4 protein-coding genes and 1 pseudogene are annotated in these 6,362 nt (G+C 60.7%); 2 read left to right on the forward strand and 3 right to left on the reverse strand.

All coding sequences use genetic code 11. The features are described 5' to 3' along the window. Positions 1–7: 7 nt before the first annotated feature. A complete protein-coding gene (locus FSO04_RS47765) occupies positions 8–1,000 on the reverse strand; it encodes a Mu transposase C-terminal domain-containing protein (RefSeq protein ID WP_233465043.1) in 993 nt (330 codons plus the stop codon). 678 nt (positions 1,001–1,678) lie between these two features. On the opposite strand from FSO04_RS47765, the gene FSO04_RS48570 reads away from it, so the two are divergent. Next, a complete protein-coding gene (locus tag FSO04_RS48570; protein WP_154565514.1) occupies positions 1,679–1,825 on the forward strand; it encodes a hypothetical protein in 147 nt (48 codons plus the stop codon). 67 nt (positions 1,826–1,892) lie between these two features. Here FSO04_RS48570 and FSO04_RS31530 read toward each other — a convergent pair whose 3' ends face one another. Beyond that, the gene (locus FSO04_RS31530; RefSeq protein WP_154565515.1) at positions 1,893–2,975 is read right to left on the reverse strand and encodes a porin; all 1,083 of its coding nucleotides are present in this window, start codon (positions 2,973–2,975) and stop codon (positions 1,893–1,895) included. 29 nt (positions 2,976–3,004) lie between these two features. Continuing rightward, entirely contained in the window at positions 3,005–5,692 is a 2,688-nt protein-coding gene (locus FSO04_RS31535) for a glycoside hydrolase family 3 protein (RefSeq protein ID WP_154565517.1), read from the reverse strand. A 468-nt stretch (positions 5,693–6,160) separates the two neighbouring features. Here FSO04_RS31535 and FSO04_RS47775 point away from each other — a divergent pair. Then, positions 6,161–6,235: pseudogene (locus FSO04_RS47775) on the forward strand (IS6 family transposase); the annotation flags it as partial. Positions 6,236–6,362: the final 127 nt, after the last annotated feature.

A 6,362-nucleotide genomic window follows, 5' to 3' on the forward strand; every position in this document is an offset into this window, starting at 1 on the left:
TTTCACCTCACCATTGCTCGACATCGAATGCCTGAACGGGTGCATCGTAATCGACCGTCTCGACCTCGTGCTCCGACGTCTCGCTCCTGAATTGCACGACTCTCTCAAGCACCTCCTCCAACGGAACATACTTTCTACGTGACCGCCGACGTGCACTGACCGTCGTCCGTCTGGCGTTAGCGATTAGGCGTCGCTGCTCCTCTACGGTTCGGAAAATCAGCGCCTCAGAGACGGATTGCTGTCCTTCCGACCGGATGGCCTTTAGCGCGGTTCGCTGTTCGAAAAGCGAAATCGCCGGGCGCCGCATATCTGCGTATTGGACTTCGAGGTAGTCACGCGTTCCTGCGGTCACGAACACGCGAGAGAGATCCTCCGGATGGTACCGAACAGTTACCGTGCGCCGGGCCTCGCGCCATGCAACGAATATTGGATGCCGATGACGAATATGGAAAAGCGTCAGTCCATACGCCTGTATTGTCCTTTGCGCTGCAGGCAAGAAGCGAATCAGGAACCGCAACTCTGCGCCTCCAGTTGCTGGCAATTGTCGTGAATCGGCACTACGCGCCTGCATTCGCCACATGTCGGCTGGCGTCGCGCCGAGTAGCCCGTGATGTGCGGCGTGATGGTATCGTCTGGCGACCTCGATCGCGAGCCACTGCTCAAACTCCCGCAGTGTCAACGCGGCCGTCTTTTCGGACTGTCGCGCCTTGCGACCTTTCGGTGACGATCCGGTCGCCCCCGGCAGGCCCCGCACCCTTTCCATTAGAGTCCGGTTCAGGCGCTCTATATGGCCACCGAAATGAGGACGCCCTACTGGACGATACATAAGGTCGATGCCGTATTCCCGGCAACCGCTGCGAAGGGCCTTGCTTTTGAACTCGGCAGCATTGTCGAGATGCAGGACTTGCGGAATTCCACGCATCGGCCAATCCGCGTCCACCTCAATCGTCGCGAGCCATGGCGCCTTGCATAGTGCCGCTCTGGTCAGTAGCAGACCCACCGTTGCCGCCCCGGACGGTCCATGCTCACGTAGAAACTCAGCACGCACTTGGTCGCAACGTCCAGAGCGAGGGTCAGCCAAGGGCGGCCGATCACACGTCTGTCGTACTCGCTCACCAGGAGCACATCCGCTTGTGTGTGGTCGACCTGGACGATCTCCAGGGGATATTTGGCGACATGCGACCCTGGCGCTTTCAGGGCGTCGGGGAGCGCCGCGCGCTTTAAAGCATCCGACTCACGATGCTTCGCCCATCGCCGTCCGATCGTCGTTCGACTCGGCAGTTGGAGACCAGCGAGCGCACATCTGCGTCGAACCTCCAGCACAAGATTCGTTGCAGGATGGGCGAGTTGTCGTTGCTTCGGAAGCCAGACATGCACTACTTCGTCGATCACTTTATCGACGTCATCCCCCAACCGACCGCCGTCCGGTGACGGGCCTCGGCGATACGGAGCGACTGAGCTCGCGACGGGGTCTGCCAGGAATCTCCGGCGCAGACGATACACAGTCGTCCAGTGCACGCCGAGGAGTTGCCCAGCGACAACTGCCTGTTCTCGCGAGAGCGGTCCTCGCCCCAATGGTCGAAGCACCGATGCCACTTTCTCAGCGCGGCTGCTCCTCTCGTTCGCACCCGCCATCGCCGCTCCCCATCGACTTTCGTCGAACGCATTAGCAGAATTAATGGACACCAACAACTTCACCCATCCGTACGTCAATATCAAAGCCCTCAGCGAGCAAATCAACACGGCGGTTCATCAGCTCGAGCCATATCTCGAGGCCGGGATGCGCGCGATTCAACTCTGCGAGCATCCTGCGTCTCCGGTATGAGCGTGCATAAGCATTCGCGCCGGCGCGCGCGGCGCGAATTCAGAGTAAAGAATTTGCCGATAGATTATTAGAAGGAATGCTGGATGCTCACATAAGCACCCGACTGCGTATGCCCTGGTAGTGGGTTATCGGGGTTAGTCGGCGAGTTCGCTTCGAGGCTGAAGTTTGCCGTCGAACTGTTTCGCACGCTTGCCAGCTGGACATCCAGTTGCGTCCGTTTTGAAAGGAAGTACGCGGCGCCCACGGTGTACATCGTCGCGTTGCCGCCGCCCCCGTTGGCGTTCACATGGAACACAGCGGCCTTCAGGTCAATGTCGGGTTGCGCAGTCCAGTTGACCGCCCCCCACTCCTGCTGAAGGGTAGTCGTACTGCCCGAGTCTGCGTGCAGGGTCTGGAATGCGCCCTGCAGCTTGAACTGGCCGAGGTACAGATTGGCGCCGACGAAATATTCCCGCGAGTACTGGAAGATATTGTCGAACTTGCCGTTCGTCGGGTCTCGAATTTCGTCATAAATGCCCCGCACCATCACCCACGGCGATGTATACGTAACCTGCAGGCCGGCCATACGGCCCTGGGACGTCGTGCCGTTGCCGTTCCAGTTGGTCGCGTTCGACAGCGCATATTGCCCGTATACGTCGATGCCCGCAATCTTCGGCGACTGGTACGACACGGCGTTGCTCGCCTTGATCCAGCTTCTGCCGCGCGTCAGCGAGGTCGATGCCCATGACCCGAGCAGGTATGGATCGAAGCTGACGATGTTGTTGGCGACAAAGAGTTGGCGCCCGATCTGGAACGCGCCGTAGTTATCGTTCTTCAGCCCGACGGTGGCCCATCGGTTGAACAGCCCATCGGGCGAGCCCTGTCCGGTGTTGGCAAGAAACGCACTTTCCAGATGGAAGGTGGCCTTTGTTCCGCCGCCGATGTCTTCTGCGCCGATCATGGCGAAATAGCTTCCGCTCCAGTTGCCGCTCTCGGCGCGCACGCGTGATGTGGTGCCGCCGGTCGCCGTCGGGATGCCTGACATATACTCGATGCCGCTATCGATCCGGCCATAGAGCAGGACGCTGCTTTGTGCATGGGCGGAGATGCTGGCGATTGTGCCGGCCGCGGCCGTGATGCACTGTATTGCGAGGAATCTTGCTTTACGCATGGTCATCTCTTGAGTAGCTATCGTCCGAATCAGCCGCGCGGTAGCGGTGCGCTCAATCGCAGATCGCGGGACGACGCCCCAACGAACACCTGACGTCCATCACGCATGGTCACCCAGCCATCCTGCTTCGTGGACCAGTACTGCAGCCGTCGCGGAGCAACGTGCAGCACAACCCGCTTGTGTTCGCCAGGCTTCAGGGTGATGCGATCGAAAGCCACCAGCGCACGGACCGGGAACTGGGCGCCCTCGGGTGCCTCTTGCGGCGCGCCGAGATAGACCTGCGGTACTTCATCTCCCGCCACCGGGCCGGTGTTGCGGATGTCGACGCCGATATCGATTCCGCCGTCCTTCACATTGCGGACGGTGAGCGACGAATATTTGAAACTGGTGTAGGAAAGCCCGTAGCCGAATGCATACAGGGGCTCGGTCTTTTGCCTGTCGAACCAGCGATAGCCCACATCGACGCCTTCGGAGAACACGGTCTTGCCGTTCACACCCTGTCCGGAGCGTTCAGGATGGGCCGGGTCTGTGGCGGCATAGTCCTCGAGGTGGTTGGCCCAGGTGAATGGCAGACGGCCCGCCGGGCTGCGCTTGCCGAGCAGCACATTCGCCGTCGCCACGCCACCAAGGTCACCCGACCACCACATCTCGACCACGGCGCGCGTCTTGTCCAGCCACGGCATTGCGATCGGCTGGCTGGTGTTGAGCACGACGATCGTGTTCGGGTTCACGGCAGCCACGTCGTCGACGAGCTTGTCCTGGTCGGCCGGCAGCCCGAATGCAGGAGCGCCCCGGCTCCAGAGGAACACCACGGCAGTCTTTGCCTGTTTCGCCGCCGCGATCGCCGCTGCGTGATTGGCCTCGCGTACCTCCGGTGTCACCCAGTTAAGCCGGACCTGTTGAGGCTGGTTGGACGTGTCCCCGGATATCGACACAGCGATTTCATGTGTGCCTGCGGTGAGGTCAACGGCTGAGCGCACGTTGTCCAGACCATCGGTAGTCGGCAGAAGGCTGTCGAGGTTGGCATGCACGGTGTCGCCATGCAGTGCGCCTGTCATTGAGCCGGTGCCGGAGACGCGCTTGCCGTCGACGAACAACGTGCCGCGTGCGCCGAGTATCTGCAGGTAGAGCCAGTACGAACCTGCCGAAGGCACCGTAAGCGTGCCCTTCCAGGTGACGTTGCCGTTTGCAGGCAACGCATTGCCGCCCCGGGTGGTGAAGTCGATGGACGGGTCGATCGTTGTGCCAGTATTGTCGGCGACCGTGCGAGCGAGGCCCGGCTTGCCGTTGTGAGACAGGAGGGAGGCGGGGATCGGCGAGCCCGTCATGTCATCGTCGACGGCATACCTGATGTTTGTGCCGGGCACATTCGCCGCCAGTTTCCTGATCGCGTCAAGCGGGCCGACCTGATTCGCAGAAATGCCGACCGAACGCTCGCCCGCCTTGCCGATCGCGACGACCTGTCCCGCGCCCGGGCCGATCAGCGCGAGCGATTGCAGGTCGCTTCCCTTCAGCGGCAATGCGCCGTTCTCGTTGCGCAGCAGTACCGCGGAATCCTCGCTCGTTTTCTCAATGACAGCATTGACTCGCAGATCCGCGGCTTTCTGCGCGTTATCGCGCGCTCTGGCGTGCACGCCACCGAGGTAGCCGAACCGATCCATCTGGTTCAGCACGCGCCCCGCCGCCCCCGTGATCATCGCCTCGTCGGCCGTGCCGTCGTTCATCGCGTTCCAGAGGTTCTGCGGATCAGGATCAGCCGGGAACTCGGCCGCCCACTTCACGGGAGGGTGCTTCGGTTCCTCCGGGATGCTTCCTTCGAACAGCGCTGCCAGCACGCCGAACTTCGGGTCCATCGCGGCCTGTTTTCCACTGGCGATGTCGAAGTAGGAGTTCATCATGCCGGCGAACGGGCTCGACGCGGGCACGATACCGGGCATCTCCATGTCGAGGCCGTTTTTCAGGTAGTCGTTGCCGTGCACGGCGCCCCAGTCGGAGGTGACGAAGCCCTTGAAGCCCATTTCCTGCTTTAGCACCTTGTTAAGCACCGCGTTGTTGCCGCATGCAAACGCGCCATTGATCTTGTTGTAGGAACACATGATCGACGAGACGCCAACCTTGATGGCGTCGGCAAACGGGGCGAGATAGACCTCGTGCAGCGCCTGTGCGCCGATGGTCACGTCGTGTGCGTTGGTGTCGAAGCCGACGAAGTGCTTCGCCTGAGCCATTACGCCCCGGTCCTGGGTCCCGCTGATTTGTGCGGCGCCGATCGCACCGGTGAGGACGGGATCCTCACCGTAGGTGTTGTAGCCGCGCCGGAACGTCACGTCGCGGTCGATATTGATGAACGGTTCGAGTACCACGTCGATGCCGAGGCGCCTCGCTTCCTGCGCGATGACCTCGCCATTTTTACGAGCGTCGCTTTTGCTGAAGGTGGCCGCCAGGCCCATGGTCGCGGTCAGCGCGGGAGAGGGAGTGCGGGTCAGGATGCCCGGGGGGCCATCGGCGAGACGCAGCGGTGGAATGCCGAGGCGCGGCACGCCCTGCAGATAGCCGGCCTGTCCCTGGTTCGTTGCCGCCGCCTCTGCGATACCGCGAATCATGGCAATCTTCTCGCCCAGCGTCATCTGCTGGAGCAATGCGTCGACCTTCGGATTGCTGGTGCCGGAAAGCGATGTTGCGTCGGTGGCTGCGGCACAAAAGGACGAGGCCAGCAACATACCTGCTACGACCACGGAAGTCTTGAGTTTGCTTACTTTCCTTACGCGAGATATTTTAATATACTTAGGCATACGAAATACATCGTCCTGTACATCGATTTTCGGGTGGGTCATTGCGGCTTCCGGTGAATTAGGAGGGATTCTGGGCGGCTACATGTGAAGGTAACGGTCCGCCTTGGAGTCTCAAGGCAGAGGCGGGTCGAATTTGGACGCGGATGCTGGTCGGACGGCACTCGTGACGGCGAACATAGGGGTGTATCCTGGTAAGGTACTCATGCTGCGGAGTCTAGAAGTGTCAAATTTCGTGAACAATTGGGGGGGTGGCCAGATCGTCTAGGTAGCACGCGGGGAAAGAGTAAAGAATTCTTTATGTGTGTCCGACTCGTGCATGCTGTCAACTCGCTGACGTCTCGCGACGCGCTTATTGGGCGCTGTCACGTTGGCGGGGTGTTCGCGTAACATGAAGCGATGACGAAAACTAAATCGCTTTATCACGGCCACCGGTTCCCGGCGACGATCATCAGCCATGCGGTGCGGTGGTACTGATATGACTTTGCGTGTCAATCGCGAAATTGGTTTCCAGGTTGCATTGACGCATGAATTTCCTGAGGGCGGCGCAGCAGTAAGTCTCGACGGTGGATCACACTGACATCCGCGGGTTGGATACCGC

Origin of the sequence: Paraburkholderia madseniana (assembly GCF_009690905.1) — a bacterium.
Lineage (GTDB): Bacteria > Pseudomonadota > Gammaproteobacteria > Burkholderiales > Burkholderiaceae > Paraburkholderia > Paraburkholderia madseniana.

Coding starts and splice junctions, on each gene's coding strand:
- FSO04_RS31530 (WP_154565515.1), bottom strand. CDS start 2,975: ATGCGTAAAGCAAGATTCCTCGCAATACAGTGCATCACGGCCGCGGCC.
- FSO04_RS31535 (WP_154565517.1), bottom strand. CDS start 5,692: ATGTTGCTGGCCTCGTCCTTTTGTGCCGCAGCCACCGACGCAACATCG.
- FSO04_RS48570 (WP_154565514.1), top strand. CDS start 1,679: ATGGACACCAACAACTTCACCCATCCGTACGTCAATATCAAAGCCCTC.